This is a genomic window from Bradyrhizobium sp. Pa8, from assembly GCF_052588265.1.
The window spans coordinates 4,805,248-4,829,952 of record NZ_CP176767.1; the positions used below are offsets into that span (position 1 = coordinate 4,805,248).

The 24,705-nt window shown below is 65.1% G+C and carries 22 protein-coding genes; 15 read left to right on the forward strand and 7 right to left on the reverse strand.

Annotation, left to right across the window (positions count from 1 at the left end; all coding sequences use genetic code 11):
• Window positions 1-99 precede the first annotated feature (99 nt).
• The 3 genes from dusB to ntrC are packed head-to-tail and all read left to right on the forward strand — an operon-like array spanning window position 100 to window position 3,725.
• The gene (dusB, locus tag ACKWRH_RS22130; protein ID WP_445222453.1) at window positions 100-1,101 is read left to right on the forward strand and encodes a tRNA dihydrouridine synthase DusB; all 1,002 of its coding nucleotides are present in this window, start codon (window positions 100-102) and stop codon (window positions 1,099-1,101) included.
• Window positions 1,098-2,273: a two-component system sensor histidine kinase NtrB gene (locus ACKWRH_RS22135; protein WP_014495336.1), complete on the forward strand. Its 1,176-nt coding sequence runs from the start codon at window positions 1,098-1,100 to the stop codon at window positions 2,271-2,273. Before dusB ends, ACKWRH_RS22135 begins: the two co-directional genes overlap by 4 nt.
• A 9-nt stretch (window positions 2,274-2,282) precedes the next feature.
• Window positions 2,283-3,725: a nitrogen regulation protein NR(I) gene (gene ntrC / locus ACKWRH_RS22140; RefSeq protein WP_028147560.1), complete on the forward strand. Its 1,443-nt coding sequence runs from the start codon at window positions 2,283-2,285 to the stop codon at window positions 3,723-3,725.
• 167 nt (window positions 3,726-3,892) lie between these two features.
• On the opposite strand, the gene ACKWRH_RS22145 is transcribed toward ntrC, so the two are convergent.
• Complete coding sequence (locus tag ACKWRH_RS22145) at window positions 3,893-4,177, reverse strand: histidine kinase (RefSeq protein ID WP_445215238.1); 285 nt, start codon at window positions 4,175-4,177, stop codon at window positions 3,893-3,895.
• 45 nt (window positions 4,178-4,222) lie between these two features.
• Between ACKWRH_RS22145 and ACKWRH_RS22150 the strand changes: the two genes are divergently transcribed.
• From ACKWRH_RS22150 to hflX, 4 genes are all read left to right on the forward strand, one after another.
• Window positions 4,223-6,610, forward strand: coding sequence for an ATP-binding protein (locus ACKWRH_RS22150; RefSeq protein WP_445215239.1), 2,388 nt, complete (start codon window positions 4,223-4,225; stop codon window positions 6,608-6,610).
• A gap of 17 nt (window positions 6,611-6,627) precedes the next feature.
• On the forward strand, window positions 6,628-7,998 hold the full coding sequence (gene ntrX / locus ACKWRH_RS22155) for a nitrogen assimilation response regulator NtrX (RefSeq protein ID WP_014495332.1): 1,371 nt from the start codon (window positions 6,628-6,630) through the stop codon (window positions 7,996-7,998).
• Window positions 7,999-8,246: 248 nt separating this feature from the next.
• Window positions 8,247-8,495, forward strand: coding sequence for an RNA chaperone Hfq (gene hfq / locus ACKWRH_RS22160; protein WP_007591126.1), 249 nt, complete (start codon window positions 8,247-8,249; stop codon window positions 8,493-8,495).
• Window positions 8,496-8,506: 11 nt separating this feature from the next.
• On the forward strand, window positions 8,507-9,886 hold the full coding sequence (hflX, locus tag ACKWRH_RS22165; RefSeq protein WP_445215240.1) for a GTPase HflX: 1,380 nt from the start codon (window positions 8,507-8,509) through the stop codon (window positions 9,884-9,886).
• A gap of 78 nt (window positions 9,887-9,964) precedes the next feature.
• Here the strand turns inward: hflX and ACKWRH_RS22170 are convergent, their stop codons facing one another.
• Window positions 9,965-10,987, reverse strand: a complete 1,023-nt coding sequence (locus ACKWRH_RS22170) for a DUF2278 family protein (RefSeq protein ID WP_445215241.1) — start codon at window positions 10,985-10,987, stop codon at window positions 9,965-9,967.
• Window positions 10,988-11,179: 192 nt separating this feature from the next.
• On the reverse strand, window positions 11,180-12,034 hold the full coding sequence (mazG, locus tag ACKWRH_RS22175) for a nucleoside triphosphate pyrophosphohydrolase (RefSeq protein WP_445215242.1): 855 nt from the start codon (window positions 12,032-12,034) through the stop codon (window positions 11,180-11,182).
• A 126-nt stretch (window positions 12,035-12,160) separates the two neighbouring features.
• On the opposite strand from mazG, the gene queC reads away from it, so the two are divergent.
• The gene (gene queC / locus ACKWRH_RS22180) at window positions 12,161-12,874 is read left to right on the forward strand and encodes a 7-cyano-7-deazaguanine synthase QueC (protein ID WP_445215243.1); all 714 of its coding nucleotides are present in this window, start codon (window positions 12,161-12,163) and stop codon (window positions 12,872-12,874) included.
• A gap of 149 nt (window positions 12,875-13,023) precedes the next feature.
• On the opposite strand, the gene ACKWRH_RS22185 is transcribed toward queC, so the two are convergent.
• From ACKWRH_RS22185 to nthA, 3 genes are read right to left on the reverse strand one after another with little or no spacing between them, the layout of a single operon-like run.
• On the reverse strand, window positions 13,024-13,401 hold the full coding sequence (locus tag ACKWRH_RS22185) for a nitrile hydratase accessory protein (protein WP_445215244.1): 378 nt from the start codon (window positions 13,399-13,401) through the stop codon (window positions 13,024-13,026).
• The gene (gene nthB / locus ACKWRH_RS22190) at window positions 13,401-14,060 is read right to left on the reverse strand and encodes a nitrile hydratase subunit beta (RefSeq protein ID WP_445215245.1); all 660 of its coding nucleotides are present in this window, start codon (window positions 14,058-14,060) and stop codon (window positions 13,401-13,403) included. Before nthB ends, ACKWRH_RS22185 begins: the two co-directional genes overlap by 1 nt.
• Window positions 14,057-14,680 (reverse strand): nitrile hydratase subunit alpha, encoded by a 624-nt coding sequence (gene nthA / locus ACKWRH_RS22195; protein ID WP_445215246.1) that lies wholly within the window; start codon window positions 14,678-14,680, stop codon window positions 14,057-14,059. Before nthA ends, nthB begins: the two co-directional genes overlap by 4 nt.
• Window positions 14,681-14,800: 120 nt before the next feature.
• Between nthA and ACKWRH_RS22200 the strand changes: the two genes are divergently transcribed.
• From ACKWRH_RS22200 to ACKWRH_RS22220, 5 genes are all read left to right on the forward strand, one after another.
• Window positions 14,801-15,607, forward strand: coding sequence for an enoyl-CoA hydratase/isomerase family protein (locus ACKWRH_RS22200; protein WP_445215247.1), 807 nt, complete (start codon window positions 14,801-14,803; stop codon window positions 15,605-15,607).
• 114 nt (window positions 15,608-15,721) lie between these two features.
• On the forward strand, window positions 15,722-17,194 hold the full coding sequence (locus ACKWRH_RS22205; protein WP_445215248.1) for a DASS family sodium-coupled anion symporter: 1,473 nt from the start codon (window positions 15,722-15,724) through the stop codon (window positions 17,192-17,194).
• A 233-nt stretch (window positions 17,195-17,427) separates the two neighbouring features.
• On the forward strand, window positions 17,428-18,579 hold the full coding sequence (locus ACKWRH_RS22210; RefSeq protein ID WP_445215249.1) for a methionine ABC transporter ATP-binding protein: 1,152 nt from the start codon (window positions 17,428-17,430) through the stop codon (window positions 18,577-18,579).
• Window positions 18,569-19,234 carry a methionine ABC transporter permease gene (locus ACKWRH_RS22215; RefSeq protein WP_445215250.1) on the forward strand — a complete coding sequence of 222 codons (666 nt, stop codon included), beginning with the start codon at window positions 18,569-18,571 and terminating at the stop codon, window positions 19,232-19,234. Before ACKWRH_RS22210 ends, ACKWRH_RS22215 begins: the two co-directional genes overlap by 11 nt.
• Window positions 19,235-19,262: 28 nt before the next feature.
• Window positions 19,263-20,036, forward strand: a complete 774-nt coding sequence (locus ACKWRH_RS22220) for a MetQ/NlpA family ABC transporter substrate-binding protein (RefSeq protein WP_445215251.1) — start codon at window positions 19,263-19,265, stop codon at window positions 20,034-20,036.
• Between the two features lie 13 nt (window positions 20,037-20,049).
• Here the strand turns inward: ACKWRH_RS22220 and ACKWRH_RS22225 are convergent, their stop codons facing one another.
• Window positions 20,050-21,039 (reverse strand): helix-turn-helix domain-containing protein, encoded by a 990-nt coding sequence (locus ACKWRH_RS22225; protein ID WP_445215252.1) that lies wholly within the window; start codon window positions 21,037-21,039, stop codon window positions 20,050-20,052.
• A gap of 178 nt (window positions 21,040-21,217) precedes the next feature.
• Between ACKWRH_RS22225 and ACKWRH_RS22230 the strand changes: the two genes are divergently transcribed.
• Both ACKWRH_RS22230 and ACKWRH_RS22235 read left to right on the forward strand, forming a co-directional pair.
• Entirely contained in the window at window positions 21,218-22,414 is a 1,197-nt protein-coding gene (locus tag ACKWRH_RS22230; protein WP_445215253.1) for a serine hydrolase domain-containing protein, read from the forward strand.
• A 15-nt stretch (window positions 22,415-22,429) separates the two neighbouring features.
• Window positions 22,430-24,430: a primary-amine oxidase gene (locus ACKWRH_RS22235; RefSeq protein ID WP_445215254.1), complete on the forward strand. Its 2,001-nt coding sequence runs from the start codon at window positions 22,430-22,432 to the stop codon at window positions 24,428-24,430.
• Window positions 24,431-24,705 lie beyond the last annotated feature (275 nt).

Genomic DNA, 24,705 nt, shown 5'->3' on the forward strand with positions numbered 1-24,705 from the left:
CAAGAATTGTGCGCAAGATAGGTCATGGCAGACGCGATGAGGCCCTGCCTACGCAACGAGACCCCTGTGACCGGCTCGGCAGTATCAGGCTCTAAGCCGTTGAAAATTGGCGATATCGAGGTCGCCACCCCGGTCTTCCTGGCGCCGATGTCGGGGGTCACCGACTCGCCCGTCCGCCGGCTTGCCGCCGAGCTCGGGGCGGGTCTGGTCGTGTCCGAAATGACCGCCAGCGATGAGCTCGCGAATGGCCACAAGATGTCTCGGTTGCGCTGCGAAGCGACCGGGATCGGGCCTCATGTGGTCCAGCTCGCCGGCTGCGAGGCGCACTGGATGGCCGAGGGGGCCCGGATCGCGGAAGCCGGAGGCGCCGACATCATCGACATCAACATGGGCTGTCCGGCCCGGCACGTCACCGGCGGCCAGTCCGGCTCCGCCCTGATGCGCGATCTCGACCATGCCGTCAGCCTGATCGATGCGACGATCGCGGCGGTGAAGGTGCCGGTGACCCTGAAGATGCGGCTCGGCTGGGACGATCACACCCGCAACGCGCCGGAATTGGCGCGGCGTGCGGAAGCCGCCGGCATCAAGCTCGTCACCGTGCACGGCCGCACCCGCTGCCAGTTCTACAAGGGCGAGGCCGATTGGGATGCGATCCGCGCGGTGCGGGAAGCGATCTCCCTTCCGCTCGTCGTCAATGGCGACATCACCACTTACGAGAAGGCGCTCGCGGCGCTGGAGGCCTCCGGCGCCGATGCCGTGATGATCGGCCGCGGCGCGCAGGGGCAGCCCTGGTTGCCCGGCGAGATCGGCCGCCGCCTGAAGGGCGGGGCGGTCGAAGTGGCGCCGTCGCTCGAGACGCAGCTGCATTATGTCCGCACGCTCTATGAGGGCGTCTGCGCGCTCTACGGCCTGCGCATCGGCCTCCGGCACGCACGCAAGCATCTCGGCTGGGCGCTCGACGTCGCGGCCGATGTGAGCCGTGCACCGGCCGAGAAGCTGAAAGCCTGGCGCCAGAAGATCCTCACCTCCGAGGACCCGCGCCTCGTCCACCAGTCGCTGCAAGATGCCTTCGACGATTTCGCATGGAGCGCTGCTGCATGAGCTCAGCCGCTGACCATCGCCGGCCGCTTCCGTCCGAGAGCGATGCGATCCTGGATGCGCTGCCCAATCCCGTGCTCATGATCGGGCCGGACGGCAAGATCGTCGCCGCCAACATCGCGACCGAAGCCTTCTTCGACATCTCGACGCAGTTCCTGAAGCGGCAGTCGCTGAAAGAGCTGGTGCCGTTCGGCAGCCCCTTGCTGGCGCTGATCGACCAGGTTCGCTCGTCGAACTCGCCGGTCAACGAATACAAGGTCGATCTGGGCACGCCGCGCATGGGCGGCGACCGCCAGGTCGATCTGCATGTCGCCCCGCTGACGGAACGGCCCGGCCATATCGTGGTGATGCTCCAGGAGCGTTCCATCGCCGACAAGATGGACCGCCAGCTCACCCATCGCAGCGCCGCGCGCTCGGTGATCGCGCTGGCCGCCATGCTGGCGCATGAGATCAAGAATCCGCTCTCCGGCATCCGCGGCGCGGCGCAGCTGCTGGAGCAGCAGGCCTCGTCCGAGGACCGCATGCTGACGCGGCTGATCTGCGACGAGGCCGACCGCATCGTGACGCTGGTCGACCGCATGGAGGTGTTCGGCGACGAGCGCCCCGTGGTGCGCGGTCCCGTCAACATCCATTCCGTGCTCGATCACGTGAAGCGACTGGCGCAGTCGGGCTTTGCCCGCAACATCCGCTTCATCGAGGATTATGATCCCTCGCTGCCGCCGGTCCTGGCGAACCAGGATCAGCTCGTCCAGGTGTTCCTCAACCTCGTGAAGAACGCCGCCGAAGCGCTGATCGACGTCCCCGACGCCGAGATCCAGCTCACCACCGCGTTCCGTCCCGGCGTGCGCCTGTCAGTCCCCGGTCAAAAATCCCGTGTATCCCTGCCGCTCGAGTTCTGCGTGAAGGACAACGGACCAGGCGTGCCGGACGATCTTCTGCCCAACCTGTTCGATCCCTTCGTGACCACCAAGCAGACCGGCTCGGGTCTTGGCCTGGCGCTGGTCGCAAAGATCATCGGAGATCACGGGGGCATCATCGAATGCGAGTCTCAGCCGCGCAAGACCACCTTCCGCGTGCTGATGCCGATGTATTCCACATCGGTCAAACATGCCGATCAAAGCAGCCGCGACGGCTCTGCCGGGAAGTCGTCGTCTGCGTCACAGGGGGCGAAATGAGGATTAACGATGCCCGCAGGTAGCATTCTCGTTGCAGATGACGACACCGCCATCCGCACAGTTCTCAATCAGGCACTGTCCCGCGCCGGCTATGAGGTCAGGCTGACCGGCAATGCCGCAACGCTGTGGCGCTGGGTCAGCCAGGGGGAGGGCGATCTCGTCATCACCGACGTGGTGATGCCCGACGAGAACGCCTTCGACCTGCTGCCGCGGATCAAGAAGATGCGGCCCAATCTGCCCGTCATCGTCATGAGCGCGCAGAACACGTTCATGACCGCGATCCGCGCCTCCGAACGTGGGGCGTACGAATATCTGCCAAAGCCCTTCGACCTGAAGGAGCTGATCGCCATCGTCGGCCGTGCGCTGGCCGAGCCGAAGGAACGGGTCTCGACGCCGGACGAGGACGCCGAGATGGAGGCGATCCCGCTGGTCGGCCGCTCGCCGGCGATGCAGGAAATCTACCGCGTGCTGGCGCGCCTGATGCAGACCGACCTCACCGTGATGATCACGGGCGAGTCCGGCACCGGCAAGGAGCTGGTGGCGCGCGCGCTGCACGATTACGGCAAGCGCCGCAACGGCCCGTTCGTCGCGGTCAACATGGCCGCGATCCCGCGTGACCTCATCGAGTCCGAACTGTTCGGCCATGAGCGCGGCGCCTTCACCGGTGCCAACACCCGCGCCTCGGGCCGGTTCGAGCAGGCCGAGGGCGGCACGCTGTTCCTGGACGAGATCGGCGACATGCCGATGGAGGCGCAGACCCGCCTGCTGCGCGTGCTTCAGCAGGGCGAATACACCACCGTCGGTGGCCGCACTCCGATCAAGACCGACGTGCGAATCGTCGCGGCGTCCAACAAGGACCTGCGCGTCCTGATCCAGCAGGGCCTGTTCCGCGAAGATTTGTTCTTCCGCCTCAACGTCGTGCCGCTGCGGCTGCCCCCCTTGCGCGAGCGCATCGAAGACCTGCCGGACCTCGTGCGGCACTTCTTCACGCTGGCCGAGAAGGATGGCCTGCCGCCGAAGAAGCTCGATGCGCTGGCGCTGGAGCGGATGAAGCAGCACCGCTGGCCCGGCAATGTGCGCGAGCTCGAGAACCTCGCCCGGCGCCTCGCCGCGCTCTACCCGCAGGACGTGATCACCGGCTCCGTCATCGACGGCGAGCTTGCGCCGCCCACGGTCAGCCCCGGTGCCGCGGTCCAGCAGGGCGTCGACAATCTCGGCGGTGCGGTCGAGGCCTATCTGTCCTCGCACTTCCAGGGCTTCCCGAACGGCGTGCCACCGCCGGGCCTCTATCACCGCATCCTCAAGGAGATCGAGGTGCCGCTGCTCACGGCCGCGCTCGCCGCCACCCGCGGCAACCAGATCCGCGCCGCCGATTTGCTCGGTCTCAACCGCAACACGCTGCGGAAGAAGATCCGGGATCTCGATATCCAGGTATATCGGAGCGGGGGCTAGTCTTGCCGAACGGACGGTGGCTCAGCTCCCCCTACCAAAGCGGAGCTGAGCCTGTCCGGATCGCGCTGGCCGTTGTGGCTGGCGCGGTGAGCAAAAGTCCGAATCAGGCCGAAACGTTCCGTTGGAACGTATGAATTGTTATTCGACCGCAGGGCGCTGCGTCGCGCTCATCTGATCAGCCGTCCCGAGACCGGCTGGACGCTGGCGACGTTCGCCAGCGGCTGCTGCACCCCGAGACCATTGACCAAGAGGTCGGCGGCTACGATCAGCAGCAGCACGGCCGACACCATCATCGCGAGAAAGAACCTGTCCATGGCGGTCAATCCGCAGGGGCGGGAATCCGTTCCCGCAAGCGAGGTTTGCCAGAACAGCCGCCTGTGGATGCGCCGGTCCGTCGCGGCGAGGGCGCCGCGGAATTGTCGCAATTCGGCAACAATGTGGTATGAATACATCAGTATCCGCCCACCGCGGACCCCGTTTTCAGCACCATTGCCGGAATGACCAGCGCAGACACCTCGGCCGCACACTTCGACACGGCCCCAGCGGAAGAACCCCGGCGTTGGTCGGTGCGGCGCTGGCTGGCGCCCCTTGCCGTGGCTATGGCGTTGCTGTCGGCCCTCCTGACCTTCCTGGTCCTGACCGGTCTCACGAGGATCGAGCCGACGCCGGAGGTGGTCCGCTCGCTCTATCTGATCAATGCGGCCACGATCCTGCTGCTAGTCGGCATCATCGTCCGCGAGCTCTGGCAGCTGATCCTGGCGCGGCGGCGGGGCCGGGCGGCGGCGCGCCTCCACGTCCAGATCGTCAGCCTGTTCTCGATCGTGGCGGTGCTGCCGGCGGTGCTGGTCGCCGTCGTCGCCAACGTCACCATCGAGCGCGGCCTCGACCGGCTGTTCTCCGGCCCGACCAAGGAGGTGATCCAGAATTCGCTGACGATCGCGCGCGCCTATATGCAGGACCACGCGCAGCTGATCCGCGGCGACATTCTCGGCATGGCCAATGATATCGCCCACGCCCGGCCGCTCTACGACCAGGACCGCCGCTCGTTCCGCGAGCTGCTGACCGCCAGCGCCGGCTCCCGCAACCTGCCGGGCGCGATGATCATCGACAAGAACACCAACATCCTGGAATCGGCCGACACCGGCATGCGGCTCGCCTATTCGCCGCCGGCGCCGGACTTCCTCAGCAACGTCAACGAATCCGAGCCCGAGATCGCGGTGCTGCCGGACGCAAGCTTCGTCGCCGCGGTGATCCGGCTGCGCGCCTTCAACGACACCTTCCTTTATGTCGCGCGGCCGCTCGATCCGAACGTCGTCAACCAGCTCAAGCAGACCGAGGTCAGCGTCGCCGAATACGCCCAGATCGAGTCCCGCCGGCTCGGCATCCAGGTCGCCTTCGCCTTGATGTTCGCGGTGATCGCGCTGACCATCCTGATGGCCTCGGTGCTGATCGGCCTCAACTTCGCCAACTCGCTGGTGGCCCCGATCCGGCGGCTGATGAACGCGGCCCACACGGTCTCGACCGGCGACCTCCATGTGAAGGTGCCGGTGCATCAGTCGGAAGGCGACCTCGCCCAGCTGGGTGAGACCTTCAACAAGATGACGCAGGAATTGCGCAGCCAGCGTGACGAGCTCGTCAACGCCAGCGATCTCATCGACAGCCGCCGCCGCTTCATTGAGGCCGTGCTCTCGTCCGCAAGCGCCGGCATCATCGGCGTCGACAATTCGGGCAGCGTCGGCATCCTCAACCGCTCCGCCGAGAAGCTGATCGGGCACTCCGAAGCCGAGACGCTCGGCCATCCGCTCTCCGACGTGCTGCCCGAGCTCGAGGAGATGATGAAGACGGCGCGTGAAGGGACCCAGCGCCTGGTGCAGGGCCAGATCACGATCACGCGCGACGGCACCGAGCGCAACCTGTCGGTCCGCGTCAGCGCCGAGAAGACCAGCCAGCCGCACGACAGCTACATCATCACGCTCGACGACATCACCGAGCTGGTCTCGGCGCAGCGCACTTCGGCCTGGGGCGACGTTGCGCGCCGCATCGCGCATGAAATCAAGAATCCGCTGACGCCGATCCAGCTCTCGGCCGAGCGCATCCGCCGCAAGTTCGGCAAAGACATCACCGAGACCAAGGACAAGCAGATCTTCGAGCAGTGCACAGACACCATCGTGCGCCAGGTCGACGATATCCGCCGCATGGTCGACGAGTTCTCGCGTTTCGCGCGGATGCCCAAGCCGGTGATGGAGGGCGAGGACGTCGCCGACACCGTTCGGCAGGCGGTGTTCCTGATGAAGGTCGCCCATCCCGAGATCGATATCGAGGCCGAATTCAAGGAAGATCCGCTGCGCGCCCAGTTCGACCGGCGGCTGATCTCGCAGGCGGTCACCAACATCGTCAAGAACGCCACCGAGGCGATCGAGCAGGTCCCGCCGGAGGAGCTCGGCAAGGATTACGGCAAGGGCCGCATCGATGTCGTGGTCTCGCGCGAGGGCGAGGACGTGCTGATCGACGTCATCGACAACGGCATCGGCCTGCCCAAGGTCGCGCGCTCGCGCCTCCTCGAGCCATATGTGACAACGCGGGCCAAGGGCACCGGGCTTGGCCTGGCGATCGTCGGCCGCGTGCTCGAAGACCATGGCGGGCGTATCGAGCTGAAGGACGCTTCCGATTTCCGCGAGGGCCAGCGCGGCGCGTGGATGCGGATGCGTTTTGCGATCTCCGGTGCTCCCGCGAAGAGCGAGGGGACCGAGCAGGCATCGTCGGCCGCAAACGCGGTCAAGGAGATCGCCAAGGCCCCCGAAACAAAACAGCCGGCCGCCGAAACCAAAGAGGCGGCTGAAAAGACCAATGATTCAACGAAGATCGAAGCCTCAACAGGCATCTGACAAGACAGGCGCGAACCATGGCAAGTGAAATTCTGATTGTCGATGATGAGGCCGATATTCGCGATCTCGTTGCGGGTATTCTCGAAGACGAGGGCTTCGTGACCCGGACCGCCCGCGACAGCGATACGGCGCTCGCCGAGATCGCCAATCGCAGGCCGCATCTGGTGTTTCTCGACATCTGGCTCCAGGGCTCCAAGCTCGACGGCTTGCAGCTGCTGGAGCAGGTCAAGAAGGACAATGCCGATCTGCCGGTCGTGATGATCTCCGGCCACGGCAACATCGAGACCGCGGTCGCCGCGATCAAGCGCGGCGCCTACGACTTCATCGAGAAGCCGTTCAAGGCCGACCGCCTGATCCTGGTCGCGAACAGAGCGCTCGAGAACTCGCGGCTCAAGCGCGAGGTCAAGGAGCTGAAGCAGCTCGCGCCGAGCGCAAGCTCGCTCGTCGGCCGCTCGCCGAGCATGAACCAGCTGCGCCAGACCATCGACCGCGCGGCCAAGGCCAACAGCCGCATCCTGATCGTCGGCCCGGCCGGTGCCGGCAAGGAGCTGACCGCGCGCACGCTGCATACGGCCTCGGGCCGCGCCGATGGTCCGTTCGTCGTGATCAATGCCGCCGCGATCACGCCGGAGCGCATGGAACACGAAATGTTCGGCGTCGAGCAGTCCAATGGCGAGCAGCCGCGCAAGCCCGGCGCGCTCGAGGAGGCCCATGGCGGCACGCTGTTCATCGACGAGATCGCGGACATGCCGCGCGAGACCCAGAACAAGATTTTGCGCGTGCTGGTCGAGCAGTCGTTTCAGCGTGTCGGCGGCACCGCCAAGGTGCAGGTCGACGTCCGCATCATCTCCTCAACCGCGCGAAATCTCGAAGAGGAGATCGCGGCCGGTCATTTCCGCGAAGACCTCTATCATCGGCTCTCGGTGGTGCCGATCCGCGTGCCCGCGCTCTCCGAGCGGCGCGAGGACATTCCGGAATTGATCGACTATTTCATGGAGCAGATCTCGGCCGGCAGCGGCCTGCCCAAGCGGCAGATCGGGCAGGACGCGATGGCGGTGCTGCAATCGCATGTCTGGCCGGGCAACGTGCGCCAGCTCCGCAACAACGTTGAGAGAGTCATGATTCTGGCCGCGGGCGGCCCGGAGGTGATCATCACCGCCGACATGCTGCCGCAGGACGTCGGCTCGATGGTGCCGGCGATGCCGACCAGCAACAATGGCGAGCACATCATGGGGCTGCCGCTGCGCGAAGCGCGCGAAGTGTTCGAGCGCGACTATTTGATTGCACAGATCAGCCGTTTTTCAGGAAATATTTCTCGCACGGCTGAGTTTGTTGGCATGGAACGTTCGGCGTTGCACCGGAAGCTGAAGGCGCTCGGTGTCGGCTGACACCGCGACGTCGCGGCCGTAGCTCAGGGATTAGCAAGGAAAATCATCGATTTCCGTAGTTTTTCGGGGCAATTGGGCGTGGCCTGCCGCGTGAAGCGGCTTGCCTAATAACCCGTCCTGTCCTCTAATCGAACCGCTGTTCCTCCGAGGGGGATCTCATGAGGAATAGCAACCGGAAGAGGCCCCGAATGTCACAAAGAGGGCCGCAACCGGCGCAATAAAAAGAAACTCAAAGCGAGAAAAAAACAATGGCGGCAGACCGCGCACAAAACCTACAGGACACCTTCCTCAATCACGTTCGCAAAACCAAGACGCCACTGACGATCTTTCTGGTCAACGGAGTGAAGCTCCAGGGCATCGTGACCTGGTTCGACAATTTCTGTTTGCTGCTTCGGCGTGACGGTCACTCGCAGCTTGTCTACAAGCATGCGATCTCGACCATCATGCCTGGCGCTCCGATCCAGTTGTTCGAAGGCGGCGAGGATCAGCCGGCTTGAGAGTGATCTGATTGGAACCCCGGAATTTCGACGGGGACGCCGACCGTCCGCGGTCGGCAGGGGCGAAGCAGACGGGGCGGGTGCTTGTCATCGGCCCCTACTTGCGTGTGCGCGCGGGCGGTGCCGACACGCAATCGGAAAGCCATGTTCAGCGTGACGCGGAGGCCCGGCTCGATGAAGCCGCCGGCCTCGCGCGGGCGATCGACCTCGTCATTGCCGATGCCATCATCGCGCCGATCAACCAGATCCGCCCCGCGACCTATATCGGCAAGGGCAAGGTCGAGGAGATCGCCGCGCTGGCCAAGAGCCTCGACGTCGAGCTCGTGGTGATGGATTGCGCGCTGGCGCCGATCCAGCAGCGCAATCTCGAGAAGGAGTTGCACGCCAAGGTGCTCGACCGCACCGGGCTCATCCTGGAGATCTTCGGCCGCCGCGCCAAGACCAAGGAAGGCTCGCTCCAGGTCGAGCTTGCGCATCTCAACTACCAGCGCTCGCGCCTCGTTCGCTCCTGGACCCATCTGGAACGCCAGCGCGGCGGTTTCGGCTTCATGGGCGGTCCCGGCGAGACGCAGATCGAGGCCGATCGCCGCCTGATCCAGGAGCGCATCTCGAAACTCGAGGGCGAGCTGAAGAAGGTGCAGGCGACGCGACGGTTGCATCGTGCCGGACGCCAGCGCGTGCCGTATCGCGTCGTCGCCCTGGTCGGCTACACCAATGCCGGCAAGTCGACGCTGTTCAACCGCCTGACCCGCGCCGACGTTCAGGCCGCCGACATGCTGTTCGCCACACTCGATCCGACGCTACGCGCGCTCACTTTGCCGCATGGCGGCAAGGCGATGCTGTCGGACACCGTCGGTTTCATCTCCAACCTGCCGACGCAGCTCGTCGCGGCCTTCCGCGCCACGCTGGAGGAGGTGCTGGAGGCCGACGTCATCCTGCATGTGCGCGACATCTCGCACGAGGATGCCGAGGCCCAGCAAAGCGACGTTGACGCCGTGCTGCGCCAGCTCGGCATCAACCCCGACGATTCCGGCCGGATCATCGAGGTGTGGAACAAGATCGACCGTTACGACACCGAGCAACGCGAAGAGCTTCTGAATATCGCAGCGCGCAGGCCGGAGGATCACCCGGCGATGCTGGTGTCGGCCGTGTCAGGCGAGGGGATCGACGCGCTGCTCGCCGCGATCGAGGAACGGCTCGCCGCAAAACGCACCACGCTCGATCTCTCTATCGACGCCGCCGACGGCGCCGGCATCAGCTGGCTGCATCGAAATGCGGAGGTGCTGACGAAGGAGCTGCACGACGGCCGCTTCGACATGACCGTACGGGTCGACGAGACCAAGCGGGATATCGTGGTGAACCGGTTCGATGCCGTGCCGCGCGTGGCGTGATCCGAAGGGCGCGGTGCGCCCGACAAGCTTGCGTGCGATATCGACCATATCCGCGTTTCTGGGTTGAGACGCGTAACGCTAGAACGGAATGGTCAGGCCCGGAGTCTTCGCTTGCGCCTTGGTGTAGGCGACGCCGTGGATCTTGATCCCACGCTCGTCCAGCAACGAAATGATACCGCCCTGGTTCGACAATTCCATCGGCTTCTGCACGACGACGGCAAGCGTGCCCCCGGCCACGATCTTCCCTGACAGGGCCATTTTGTTCTTCTGCTTGTCGGCCAGCATCCAGCCGGTGAGATCGATGTCGCGATCGGCTGTATTGAGCAGCGTGACGACTTCCCGCTCGGGCGTCTTCACGGCGTTGACGAGTGCTGCAATGATGCGCACGAGTCCGTCAGGCATTTGCCCGGTCGGAGGAGCCGTCGGATCTGGCGGCTGTGTCGGCGTGCCGAGATCGATGGGGTCACCGGTCTTGTCGTCGGTGTGCCAGGCCTGCGTCTGGAATTTGAGGAAGACCGCCGTCCATAGCTTCTGATCCGGGAATTCGAACACCAGCCCGCCGTCTTGCCATGGCCCGTTGTCGCCCGAGAACCTTCCGATTGGATTTCCCTGATTCATATGGATGTCGTGGATGCCGCGGCCCGGCCGGAAGCCGAAATAATTGTCGGCCTTGGTCTCCGGCCCCCATGTCTCACCGAATGCGTAGATCATCGCGGTTTCGTTTGAGAGCGCGCGCTGGACGAACTGGTCGAGCTTCTCGTTGAGGTCATTGTCCGGTCCGGGCATGGACAGCGGCAGCGGGATCATCTCCTGGGGCTGCATCAGATTGCCGCGAATGAAGTCCAGCGCGATGCTGGCCGGCTTCGGCGGCTGCGGGTGCAGGCCCTCCGCCAACGCCGCGAGTTGATCGGTGATCGGATGGACAAAGTGCGATCGCACCAGGAACTCGACTTCGCTTCCGTCGCCTGACTGCACATTGACGGCGATGCGGAAATCCGCGTTGTCGGCCACGACATGGACCTGATAGTGCGGCGACTGGCCGGTGCCGAAACGCATCGCGATCGGGCGTCCCTTGAGGACCGAATAGTGCTTTAGTGGCATCGCACTCACCTGAGGTGGGATTTCGGCTGCGCGGGCTCCGTTGCTCAACTTTAGACTGCTTGTCGTGACGGTTTCATGGCTTGACTACGATCCGCCATGACCGCCTCGCTGCCTTCGGGAAAAGATGCTGACCTATACCTCCTTCGCGATCGCTTCGATCCCTGCGGGCACGCCTATGGAGCATGCCGCAAGCTAGCGACGGGCCTGCGAGCGAGTCTCTGATACCGGTTTCGCCTCACTCTTCGCCGCGTTCCACAGCGCGTCCATCTCCGCCAGCGACGCCTGCTCCAGCGTCCGCCCCTGCGCCTCGAGCGCCCGTTCGATGAAGGCGAACCGCCGCTCGAATTTCGCGTTGGTGGCGCGTAGCGCGGCTTCCGGATCGGCATCGACATGGCGGGCGAGATTGACCAGCGCGAACATCAAGTCGCCGGTCTCTTCCGCCAGCCCCTCGTTGTCGTTGCGGTCGAGCGCTGCCTCGATCTCGTCGGCTTCTTCGCGGATTTTCGCCAGCACCGCGCGCGGGTCGTTCCAGTCGAAGCCGACCGTCGAGGCCTTGCGCTGGAGCTCCATCGCGCGGGTCAGCGCGGGCTGGCCGGCCTTGACGGCCGAGAGTAACGACTTGTGCGTCGGCGCTTCCTCCGGCGGTCGGCGCGCCGCACGTTCGGCTTTCTCCTCGGCCTTGATGCGGTCCCAGACTTCCTTGACGTGGGAGGAGGCGAGATTGCCGTCCTTGTCGGCGAAGACATGGGGATGGCGCCGGATCATCTTGCGGGTGATGGCTTCGACGACGTCGCCGAAGGCAAAGGCATTCTGTTCTGAAGCCATCTGGGCGTGGAACACGACCTGGAGCAGCAGGTCACCAAGCTCCTCGCGCAGATCGTCGAGATCGCCGCGGCTGATCGCCTCGACCACCTCATAGGCTTCCTCGATCGTGTAGGGCGCGATCGTCGCAAAATTCTGCTCGAGGTCCCAGGGGCAGCCGGTCACCGGCGTGCGCAGCGCCGCCATGATCTCGATCAGGCGGGAAATGTCACGGGAAGGGGTCATTGCGGGGCAGTCTCCTGGGTCCAAAACCTTATGCCAAAAGCGGCCCGCCGTTCCCAGCGCGGCGCGGCGGAACAGGCCGATTTCCACCGATTGGCGGCAGATTGGCGAGGTGCTAAAGCGCGGGCCATGAGTGACGCATTTTCATCACAAACCGCCCTGGTGCTGTTTTCCGGCGGCCAGGATTCCACCACCTGCCTCGCCTGGGCGCTGAGCCGCTTCGCGCGCGTGGAGACGCTGGGGTTCGACTATGGCCAGCGCCACGCCATCGAGCTTGCCTGCCGCGACCGGCTGTTCGACGGCATCAAGGGTCTGCGCGCAGACTGGGCCGCAAGACTCGGCGAGAGCCACACGCTGTCGATCCCGACGCTGGCGGCCTTGTCCGAAACGGCGCTGACGCGCGACGTCGCGATCGCGATGGGCGCCGACGGCCTGCCGAACACGTTCGTGCCTGGCCGCAATCTGGTGTTCCTGACATTTGCCGCGACGCTGGCCTACCGGCGCGGTATCACCCACATCGTCGGCGGCATGTGCGAGACCGATTATTCCGGCTATCCCGATTGCCGCGACGACACCATCCGCGCCACGCAGGCCGCGCTCTCGCTCGGCATGGCCAGGCAATTCGAGCTGCATACGCCACTGATGTGGATCGACAAGGCGGCGACGTGGAAGCTCGCCCACGACCTCGGCGGCGCAGGACTGGTCGATCTCATCCGCGAGCACTCGCACACCTGCTATCTCGGCGAACGCGGCGCGCAGCATGACTGGGGTTATGGCTGCGGCGAGTGCCCGGCGTGCAGTTTGCGGGCGAAGGGATGGCGGGAGTTTGCGGCGGGGCGCTGAGGCCACATATTCGGTGTCATCGCCCGCGAAAGCGGGTGATCCAGTATCCCAGAGACCGTGCTTGAGTCGAGAGGCCGCGGCGTGCTGGATTCCCCGCTTTCGCGGGGAATGACAGCGGAGGGCTTGGCACGCGCGCGCCTCTTACCGAACTACCGAAAATCTTCTTCCAGCAGCTCGATCGGCTTGCCGTGCGGCGTGCGGTCGGCGGCGTGGTCCCAGGCGTCGCGGTAGCGGTGCAGCGTCTCCGTCGATGCGACGCCCTTGCTTGCAACCAAACCTTCCAGCGTGGCGAGCCAGTGCAGGTAATAGGTCTCGCCCGTGTCAGGGTCGCCGGCGGCTTGCGCGCGCTTGATCTCCGAGGCCAAGGCTGCGGCCCATTCCGGCCAGGTGAACACGCCGCGCTCGTGCAGCGTCAGCGCCATCGCAAACGCATGCGCTTCCCAAGGCGCGCGGAACACCGGGCCGTCGTCATCGCGCGGAATGCTCGGAATGGCCGCCGTCGCGGCGGCCGCAGCCGTGCTGCCCATCACGCCGGGTCCAGATAGGGTTCGAAGGCGTCGATCGACACCTTCAAGGTCGGATCACCGTCCGCGCCCCAGAGATCGCTGCCCTCGAACACGACCGTGTAGAGCCATTGCGGATTCTCACCGAGCTCCATCGCCGCCGAATCCGGAAACACGTGGCAGCCGTGGTTCAGCTCGACGACACCGACATGGCCGCGCACATAGCGCGGCAGCCGCGTATGCGTGGTCGGATGAATGTTCCTGGCGCGGACGCGGTCGCCGATGTTGAATTTTGCCGGCGCCGGAGCAGGGCGGGCGAACTTGCCGCGCACCATGACGCGCTCGACATTGGCGATGTCGAACTTGCCGTGCTTGAGCGCCCTTGCAGGCTGCATCGCGTGACCGGCAGCGACCTCCTCCCGGGTGAGGTAGCCCTTCTCGATCAGCATTTCCTCGAGCCCGAGAAACCATTTCTTGTAATAGGAGCTCGACAGATAGACGTGCGGCGGCAGCGTCTCGCGATAGAAGCGCGAGGTGTCGATATTGAAGGCGCCGGCGGCGCCCATCGCGCGCACCATGGCGAGAACACGCGATTCCCACTCCTCGTGAAACATCGGCTCGTTCGGCTCGGCGTCGACCTTGCCGAACCCGTCCATGCCGCCCATGTCGTGGACACCGTTCACGAGGGCGCTCCAGGCGTCTTGGGAAAGCCCGTGCCGATCATGGAATCGCGCGTGACGAGCTCGGCGAGCTGTTCCTCGCTCCACCCCTCCGTGCCTTCGGGACGCATCGGCAGCACCAGGAAGCGGGTCTCGGCCGTCGAATCCCAGACACGGATTTCCATGTCCTTCGGCAGCGTGACGTCGAAATCGGCGAGCACGCCGCGCGGGTCCTTCACCGCGCGCGAGCGGTAGGGCGCGGCCTTGTACCAGACCGGCGGCAGCCCCAGCATTTCCCAAGGGTAGCAGGAGCACAGCGTACACACGACCATGTTGTGGCGCTCTGGCGTATTCTCGACCACGACGAGATGGTCGCCGACGCGGCTGACATGGCCGAGCGTGCCGATGGCCTTCGAGCCATCCTCCAGCAGCGCCTGCTTAAAGGCCGGGTCGGTCCAGGCCTTGGCGACGACGCGCGCGCCATTGTGCGGTCCGATCCTGGTCTCATAGGCCTGGATGATGGCGTCGAGCGCGGCCGGCTCGACATAGCCTTTTTCGGTCAAGATCGTCTCGAGTGCGCGCACGCGCAGCTCGGTCTCCGACAGCTCGGAATGGTCGTGATGATGGTCGTGATCGTGGCTCATGGCGCAAAGATAGGCGCAATGGTCCCTGCCTGTCGAGTATGCGCTGGGGCGCAACCGGGTCCCATATTCGTGAGGCCGGATGTAGGCTAGCCTCGCAGCAAAGCGGATAAGGAGACATTGGTGACGGACTTCGTGAAGATCGAGAAGGGGCTCGGACCGGAGGGGCGGATTGCGGTGGTGCGGTTCGACCGCGGCGACGGCATCAACGCGCTCTCGCCGGAGGCGCTGCGCCAGCTCACCGCAGCCGCGCGCAGCTTCGAGGATGATGCCGCAACGTCCGTCGTGGTTCTGACGGGCAGCACCAGCGCCTTCAGCGCCGGCTTCGACTTGAAAGATGCCGAAGGGAGCTCGCGCAAGGACATGGATCTCGGCACGCTGCGGCGGCATCTAAAGCTCGGACCGCGTCTGACCCATGCCTGGCAGGAGATGGAGCAGATCACGATCGCGGCCATCGAGGGTTTTTGCGTCGGCGGCGGCGTCGCGCTGGCCGTGGCGCTCGACTTCCGCGTGATGGGGCGCAATGCGCATCTGCGCGTGCCCGAGATCGGACTCGGGATGAACATGAGCTGGCAGAGCATCCCGCGCATGCTGCATCTGATCGGGCCGGCCCGCACCAAGCAGGCGGTGATCCTGGCCGACCAGCGCATCAGCGCTGATGAGGCCTATGAATGGGGCCTGGTGGAACAGGTGACCGACCCGGGCCATGCGTTCGATGCCGCCATGGAGCTTGCTCGGAAGGTCGCCGCGCAGCCGCCGCTCTCGGTCGCCATGACCAAGCTGACCGTCAACCGGCTCGCACATGCGCTGGACGATCTCGCCAGCCACATGGACGTCGACCAGTTCGCGCTGGCGAGTCTCACCGAAGACCACAAGGAGGGCGTCGAGGCGTTCCTGACCCGCCGCAAGCCGCGCTTCAAGGGGCGGTAGAACGTGAAGTCAGGCCATTGATCGCGCCGCGGACAGTCCGTATACGCCGCGCTAGGACAAAAACGGCTCGGCCAACGGGCGGTACAATGCGACGACAATCGAGGGGGAGGGCCCATGGCCGCTAGCTCGCAGACGCCTCAGGCAAAAGGGTCTAGCTGGAAGCTGATCGCGCCGCTCGTGGTGTGGCTGGCCATCTATCTGTGGCCGGTGCCGACGGGTCTCAACGCCAATCAGTGGCACTATTTTGCCGTGTTCGCGGCCGTCATCACCGGACTCATCCTGGAATCGATGCCGGTCGGCGCGGTCGGGTTCATCGGGCTGACGGTCGCAGGCGTCGCCGGCTATATCGATCCCGATCCCGGCAAATCGCTGCGCTGGATGCTGGCAGGATTTGCCGAGAGCACGGTGTGGCTGATCGTCGGCGCCTTCGTATTCTCGATCGGTTATCGCAAGAGCCAGCTCGGCCGCCGCATCGCACTGGTGCTGGTGCAGAAGCTCGGCCGCAACACGCTTGGTCTCGGCTATGCGGTCGCGATGTCGGACTTCCTGCTGGCACCAGCGACGCCATCCAACACCGCGCGCAGCGGCGGCATCGTCTATCCCATCATCAGCAACATCCCGCGCATCTACGGCTCCGAGCCCGGGCCGACCGCCGGCAAGATCGGCACCTATGTGATGTGGACGGCGTTTGCGGCAACCGCGATTACCAGCTCGCTGTTCTTCACCGCGCTCGCGCCCAATGCGGCCGCGCTTGCGATCGCCAAGAAGACTGCCGGCGTCGAGGTGAGCTGGGCGCAGTGGTTCGTCGGCTTTGCGCCGCTCGGCATCCTCCTGATGATCCTCGTGCCGCTGCTCAGCTATGTGGTCTGCCGTCCCGAGGTGAAGCACAGCCCGGAGATATCCGAATGGGCGGCCAGGGAGCTCAGCGAGATGGGCCCGATGTCGCGCAACGAGTGGATCATGCTGGCTCTGATCATCCTCGCGATGTTCCTGTGGATCGCGGGCTCTAGCCCGGACATCCACGTGCCGCTGCTCGGCTCGAACTTCGTCAACGCCACCACCGTCGTGTTCATCGTGATCTCGCTGATGCTGGTGACGGGCGTGATCGAGTTCGCCGACATCGTCAGCGAGAAGAGCGCCTGGGAGGTGTTCTTCTATTTCACCTCGCTGCTGACGCTGGCCTCGGGCCTCAACGAAATCGGCTTCATCAAATGGTTCGCGACCGAATACGCCAAACCGCTCGCGGGGCTGTCGCCGTCGACCGCGATGATCCTGCTGGTCGCGCTGTTCTTCTGGATCCACTACTTCTTCTCGAGCATCACCTCGCATGCGGCGGCCGTGCTGCCGGTGGTGCTCGCGGTGGGATCGGGCATTCCCGGCCTGCCGGTCACGACGCTCGCCATGCTCTGCATGTATTCGCTCGGCCTGATGGGCGTGATCTCGCCTTACGCGACGGGACCCGCGCCGATGTATTTCGGCAGCGGCTACATCGGGAAGGGCCAGTTCTGGGGCTTTGGGCTGCTGTTCGGGCTGCTCTATTTCGCGGGACTGCTGCTGATCGTGCTGCCCTGGTTGCAGATCAGCTGAGCGGGGCCGGAAGCTCATACCCTCGGCAGACGAATTTTCTTCGCCGGGGTGGGATTCGGGAAACTTCGTCCAACTCCCCGCAAATATCTGACATTGCAAGGAAGACCTGAAAAGGCGATGGTGCGTGCTGCAGTGCAGCGCGTTCCACCCGAACCCTCGCCGCGATTTCACTCTCAGTCGCTTGACGCGACCGGTTCCCGCATGCCCCACGGGGGCAGCAGGAACTGTTGTGCATGAAGGCCGCCTCCATGAACGCCCACCAATCGCTCGCAATCGGACAGAAGATCGAAACGCTTGAAGCGATTTCACCTGCCGCCGAGATCGCTGACGCGATGGTGCGTTTCGAGGGCATCTCGAAGATCTATCCGGCCTATCGCGGCAAGCCCGGCGTCAACGCCCTGCAAGACATCGACTTCGCGATTGCGCGCGGCTCGATCACCGGCGTCATCGGCCGCTCGGGCGCCGGCAAGTCGAGCCTGGTCCGGCTGATCAACGGGCTGGAGAAGCCGACCACTGGCCGCGTGATCGTCGATAACAGCGATATCTCTGCGCTGGCAGGCCGCGAATTGCGGCTGGCGCAGCGCTCGATCGGGATGATCTTCCAGCATTTCAACCTGCTGTCGTCGCGTACGGCGGCCGACAACATCGCGCTGCCGCTGGAGATCGCCGGCTGGGCCAAGGCCGACATCAAGGCCCGCGTCGCCGAACTGCTGGCGCTGGTCGGCATCGCCGACAAGCATGACCGTTATCCTTCCGAACTCTCGGGCGGCCAGAAGCAGCGCGTCGGCATTGCCCGTGCGCTGGCGACGCGGCCGAGCGTGCTGCTGTCGGACGAGGCGACCTCGGCGCTCGATCCGCAAACCACGCGCGCGATCCTCGATCTGCTCGCCAACATCAACGGCGAGCTCGGAGTGACCATCGTGCTGATCACCCACGAAATGTCCGTGGTGCGCCAGCTCGCCAAGGAGGTCGTGGTGCTCGACGCCGGCCACGTCGTCGAGAGCGGCCATGTCGCCGACATCTTCACCCACCCAAAACATCCGATCACGCAGTCCTTCCTCGCCGAAGTGATCGGCGACAGCCTGCCCGTGTCGCTTGCGAGCCGGATCGTGGCGCAGCCGTCCGCGGGCTGGCAGGCGGTGATCCGCGTCCAGGTGCGCGGGGCAGGGGCCGGCGACACGCTGGTGGCGCGGCTCGCCCGCGATCTCAGTCTCGACGTCTCGCTGCTGTCGGCCCGCATCGACGAGATCGGCGGCCAGCATGTGGGCTCGCTGACCCTCGGTATTCCTCTCGGTATTTCCGGTGGTGAGGACGCGGTGACGCGGACGCTGGCCTGGCTCTCTCAATATCAATTCTCGGCGGAGCGTCTCGGCTATGTCGCCTGAACTCATCAACCTGATCGTCCAGGCCACCGGCGAAAGCCTCTACATGGTGGGCATCGCGGCGCTGCTCGGCACCGCCTTCGGCCTGCCGCTCGGCGTCTTTCTCGCGACCAGCCGGAAAGGGGAGCTGTTTTCGGCCCCCGCCGTCAATCGCGTGCTCGGCATCGTCGTCAATGCAACGCGCTCCACGCCCTTCATCATCCTGGTCGTCGCCATCATCCCGTTTACGCGGCTCATTGCCGGCACTTCGATCGGATCGACCGCGGCGATCGTGCCGCTGGTCATCGCATCGACGCCGTTCATCGCGCGTCTAGTCGAGGCCGCGATCCGCGAGGTCGATGGCGGCCTGATCGAAACCGCGTCCTCGTTCGGGGCCTCGCCGATCCAGATCGTGCTCAAGGTGCTGATCCCCGAGGCGTTGCCGGGACTTCTGCTGGCGCTGACGCTCGCGGTGGTCAGCCTGCTCGGCTACTCCGCCATGGTCGGTGCCGTCGGCGGCGGCGGGCTCGGCGATCTCGGCATCCGCTACGGCTATCAGCGCTTCATGCCGGAGATGATGCTCGCCGTCGTGGTCGTGCTGATCGCACTGGTCCAGCTCGTGCAGAGCGCGGGCGATTATCTCGCACGCCGGGTCAACCGCCGGCTGCGGCAGCGCTGATACACATTTTCTGAAACTGGAGACTTCAATGCGTTTTCTCGCAACCCTTGCGGCTGCAGCCTTGCTTGCGACCACCGCTCAGGCCGAAACCATCCGCGTCGGCGTCACCGCCGGCCCCCATGCAGAGATCCTGGACGTGGTGAAGAAGGTCGGCGCCGAGCGCGGCCTCGACATCAAGGTGGTCGAGTTCACCGACTACGTGATACCGAACCAGGCGCTGGCGCTGAAAGACCTCGAGGCGAACTCGTTCCAGCACGAGCCGTACTTGAAGAACCAGATCTCCAAGACCGGCTGGAAGATCGTCAAGGTCGCGAACACGATCGGCTCGCCGCAGGGCGTCTATTCGCAGAAGTACAAGAAGCTCGCCGATCTGCCGGAAGGCGCCCGCGTTGCGATTGCCAACGATCCCTCCAACGGCGCCCGCGGCCTGATGATCCTGGCGCTGCACGGCGTGATCAAGCTGAAGGACCCGAACAACGTCTCTTCGACCATTGCCGACATCACCGACAACCCGAAGAAGCTGCGCTTCGTCGAGCTCGATGCCGCCCAGCTTCCGCGCGCGCTGCAGGACGTTGACGTCGTCTCGATCAACAACAATTACGCCGTGCAGGCCGGCCTCAATCCGGCGACCGATGCGATCGCGCGCGAGAACCCCGATGGTCCCTGGGTCAACATCCTCGCCGTCCGCGAGGAGGACAAGGACAAGCCGTGGGTGAAGCAGCTGATCGAGGTCTATCACTCCGATCCCGTGAAGGCGTTTCTTGAGACGCGCTTCAAGGGCACCTATCTGGCGACCTGGTAAGGCAGCAAGCGCGTCAGGCAGCGAGCCTGGCGCGCCGTAGCGTCACCGAGGGGAGCTCGGAGAAGTGGCGCTTGTAGTCGAGCGAGAACTGGCTGAAGTGCCAGAAGCCGTGTTGCACAGCGACGTCGTAGACCGAGGTTTCGGCGCCGCCGGCGCGCCTCAGATCCCGGCGCACCCGGTTCAGCCGCATCGCGCGCCAATAGTGCATCGGGCTCGTACCCACGACTTCACGGAAGCAATAGCCGAGCTTGCGCGGGCTCGCGCCGACCGCCTTGCAGACCTCCAGCAGCGACAGCGAGCGATCGCCGCTGCCGTGCATCAGCTCACGGGCGCGATCCACCGTGCGCTTACGCGCCGTGGCGCTTCGGCCGGGATCGCTGGGCTGGGCCGTCGGCAACATGTCCATGATCTCGACGAGGAGGGCGTGCTCCAGCGCCTGCCGCGCGGCCGGATCGTCGAACCGTTCGGGTGTGGCCGTGATGGTCTCGTGAATGGCGGCGAGATGGGCGCGCAGCCGCGCGACCGGCGCCTCCGCCATCTCGATCACCCGCAACTGGTGCCAGACGGCACGCGGCAATTCGATGTCGAGGCGAGCGGCAAGCTCCGCGATCAGCACCGCGCTGGCGACGACACCGCGCAGCTCGAAGGCCTTCGGCGTACACATGTCGATCTCGGCATCGATGCTGGCGATGACTTGGGAGCCTGCAACACTGGCTCCGTTGCAATGGACTTCGCCGTCGCTGTGCCAGGGCAAACCGATGCCAAAACTGTCGGCTCCGAGCTGGCCGTATTGGCGGACTTGCTGGCTGGTGATCTCGCGGAAGACTTCGAGCCGGGGCAGGGAGAGTTGCGTGAAGCTGCCGCGGAAGGCGCCGGCGCTGATCTGGTCGTAGCTCAGGCGCCAGCGGCCGAGCGCGGCGCAATGCTCGTCGACGTCGGTACTGCGCGCCTGAAATAGGTTTGCAGCCGAGTCTGGAGTCGGAAGAGTTGCGCTTAAGGCCATGACATCACGTCGAAATTTGGTAGCCAGGAGCTAACAATAACCACGCCAGACTGGCACGGCCATGGCCGCTGTCCAGCAAAATATTGCCGGATCTCGATAACGCCCGATGCGGCCTGTGTGCAGTCTTCTCCCTTGCCGTTCCGACATCGCAGTCGGGATGGCCTTGCGGAGGATCGAGATGCGACCGACGGACATCATGCGCGGCAGCCCACCTGCGCCCGAAGCCCAGGTGACGCGCGGCAACTGGCGTAGCTTCCCCGCCATCCGCTGGGGCTTCACCCACACCCGCGAGGTGCTGCCGACCGCCGAGGTCCGCCGCTCGGCCTGTCCGACTCCGATGCCGAGCGCACCGCGCGAGCTGCAAAAGCTCGACTTCACCGCGCCCGACGGCAAGCCGACCACGATCGAAGCCACGCTGCGCGAAACTTTTGGGGATGCGCTGCTGGTGATGCATCGGGGCACGCTGATCCACGAATGGTACGGCGACGTCATGAGCGCGACCACGCCGCATCTGATCTGCTCCATCAGCAAGTCGATCGCCGGCACGCTCGGCGGCGTGCTGGCTGCGCGCGGCCTGCTCGATCCCGAGGCGAGGGTGGTGCGCTACGTGCCGGAGCTGGAGAGCTCGGTCTATGGCAGCTGCACCGTCCGCAACGTGCTCGACATGGCCGTCGCCATCAAGTTCGAGGAGGATTACGAGGATCCGGCCGGCGATGTCGCGCGCTATCGCTTCTCCTCGGGCTGGGACGTGCCGCCGCACGGCGTCGAGCCCGGCCATCAGCGCGCCTATCTCACCACGCTGCGTGGGACCGGCAAGCCGCACGGCAAGGTGTTCCACTACGTCTCGACCAACACGGAAGTGCTCGGCTGGGTCTATGAGCGCGCCTGCGGCATGCCTTACCATCGCATCCTCTCCGACTATCTCTGGCAGCCGATGGGCGCCGAGGAGGATGGCTCCCTCACGCTCGACAGCCACGGCATGGGCCGCATCGCCGGCGGGCTTTCCGTTACCGCGCGCGATCTGCTGCGCTTCGGCGAAATGATCCGCTGCCGCGGCGTGGTCGAGGGACGGCAGGTGGTGCCGGGCTGGTGGATCGACGACATCCATGAGAACGGCGATCCACAGGCGTGGGCGGCCGGCGATCTCGCCGACATCTTCCCGGGCGCCCGCTATCGCAGCAAATGGTACACCATCGATCCCTCGCGCAACGATCTCGCGGGGATCGGCATCCACGGCCAGTGGCTCTATATCGACGCCGCCACCGACACCGTCATCGTCAAGCTCGCGACGCAGCCGAAGGCGATGGACGTTCCGCTCGACCACCGCTGGCTCGCCGCTTTCCGCGCCATCACCGCGCATCTCGCCCCGCGCTGATCTCTGGTGATCATCATGCTCGATACCGTCAAAGCCAAATCACCGATCCAAGCGGCCGCTCCTCATCCGCTCGATCCTCTGACAGCCGAAGAGATCACGGCCGCCTGCACGCTGGTTCGTGCCGCCGCGACCTCGCCGGAGAACTGCCGCTTCCCGACGGTCCGGCTGGAGGAGCCGACCAAGCAGGAGCTGGCCGCTGGCGGAGCAGGGCGCCGCGCCTTCGCGCTCGCGCTGGACATCACTACGGGCGAGGCGATCGAGCACATCGTCGATCTCGGCCGCAACGAGATCGTCGCGCGCAAGGTCATTCCGAACCGCGAGGCGCCCTACGGGCAGCCGCCGGTGATGCTGGAAGAATTCTTCAAGTGCGAGGCCGTGGTGAAGGCCGATCCAGGCTGGCGCGCGGCGATGCACCGGCGCGGGTTGACCGACAAGGATATCGAGCTGGTCCAGGTCGATCCGTTCTCCTCGGGCTTCTTTGATTTCGAGTACGAGCGCGGCGCCCGTATCGTGCGCGCCGTCAGCTTCTTTCGCGAACATCTGCAGGACAACGGCTACGCCCATCCGATCGAGGGCGTGGTCGCCGTCGTCGACCTGATCGGCGGCAAGGTCATCGACCTCACGGACGCAGACCCGATCGTGCCGATCCCGCGCAAGAAGCGGAATTACGGCGCGCACGAGGTCAAAAACCCGCGCACCGACATCAAGCCGCTGCATATCGAGCAGCCGGAGGGCGCGAGCTTCAAGGTCGATGGTTGGAAGGTCGACTGGCAGAAATGGAGTTTTCGCGTCGGCCTCACGCCGCGCGAGGGCCTGGTGCTGCATCAGCTCGCCTACCAGGACGGGATGCGCAAGCGCTCGCTGATCCACCGCGCCAGCGTCACCGAGATGGTGGTGCCCTATGCCGATCCGACCGCCAACCACTTCTGGAAGTCGGCCTTCGACGCCGGTGAATACGGGCTCGGCATGCTCGCCAACGCGCTCGAGCTCGGCTGCGACTGCCTCGGCAACATCCATTATTTCGACGTGCCGGCCGCCGATAACAAGGGCGAGCCCTTCGTCATGCAGAACGCCATCTGCATGCATGAAGAAGATTACGGAATTGCCTGGAAGCACTACGAATTCCGCAACGGCCTGTTCGAGGTCCGCCGGTCCCGACGGCTCGTCATCTCGTTCTTCGCCACCGTCGGCAATTACGATTACGGCTTCTACTGGTACCTGTACCAGGACGGCACGATCCAGCTCGAGACCAAGCTCACAGGCATCATCCAGACCGCCGCCGTGCCATCCGGCGAGACGTATAAATGGGGCGGAATGGTCGACGACAATCTCGGCGGGCCGACGCACCAGCATTTCTTCAACGTGCGCCTGCACATGGACCTCGACGGCGGCGGCAATACCGTTACGCAGCACGATTTCGTGCCGAGGCCCTGGGGGCACGACAATCCGCACGGCAACGCATTCGACACGACCACGCGCGTGCTGTCGCGCGAGCGCGACGCGGCGGCCATTGCCAATGGGGAGACCGGCCGGTTCTGGAAGATCAGCAATCCCAACGAGACCAACTCCGTCGGCAACGCGCCGGCCTACAAGCTGGTCGTCAATCCAAGCCCGCTGATGCTGGCGCAGGAGGGCAGCTACGTGCGCAAGCGCGGCGGCTTTGCGACGAAGCACGTCTGGGTCACCGCTTTCGACAAGGACGAGAAGTACGCCAGCGGCGATTATCCCAATGTCCATGCCGGCGGCGACGGCCTGCCGCGCTACGCGGCGCAGAACCGCAGCATCGAGAATACCGATCTCGTGGTGTGGCACTCCTTCGGCCACACCCATGTCTGCAAGCCCGAGGATTTTCCGATCATGCCGGTCGAGTATGCCGGCTTCATGCTGAAGCCGACCGGATTCTTTTCGGCCAATGCCGCCGGCGACCTTCCGCCGGAGCGCAACAGTCGCAGCGTGCTGGCGGGCGACCCGAAGGATGCCGCCGGCGGCCCGTGCTGCCACGCCGGCAAAGCCTAGCTCTTCGCGCGACAAGTCGCGATGCTGTTTGCGCCGAGCGTTAAAGCGCTCAACACGATGATGGCCGCGCAAGGTTGAACCGCCGGGCTCCCAGCCGTCGCATTGTCGCCGTAGCCATTCGTTCGCGGCAGCGCGCCCGCCGTTTCCAGGCGGTTGCGGACAAGCGGCGAATGTTCTCACTCTAGAAGCATTCCATATCGAAGCGCTCGCAGAAGCCAGCGATGCACCTCGACGCGCATATGGGCGCATTGGTCGCACGATTTATTCCCCGGTCT